Raw genomic sequence first — 218 nt, 5'->3', positions numbered from 1 at the left:
CTTCTCCACGAAGAATCAAAACTTATGTGGGCGATTAGCTCAGTTGGGAGAGCACCTGCCTTACAAGCAGGGGGTCACTGGTTCGAGCCCGGTATCGCCCACCATTCTCTAAGTATTTTTGGATTAGGATTTCCAAACCACTTCAGTAAAGCGTACGTGGTTAGAATCTTCGACTCTGAAAGTCTTTAGAAAATGTCCTTCCTTAGGGAAGAAACATT

The 218-nt window shown here is 45.0% G+C and carries 1 tRNA gene; it reads left to right on the top strand.

Features of this window, described 5'->3' with window-relative positions:
- Positions 1-28 precede the first annotated feature (28 nt).
- Positions 29-104, top strand: a tRNA-Val gene (locus RH46_RS07525).
- Positions 105-218: the final 114 nt, after the last annotated feature.

The sequence above is a fragment of the Vibrio brasiliensis LMG 20546 genome (assembly GCF_000189255.1).
Taxonomy (GTDB): domain Bacteria; phylum Pseudomonadota; class Gammaproteobacteria; order Enterobacterales; family Vibrionaceae; genus Vibrio; species Vibrio brasiliensis.
This window is presented reverse-complemented; position numbering and strand designations above follow the sequence as displayed.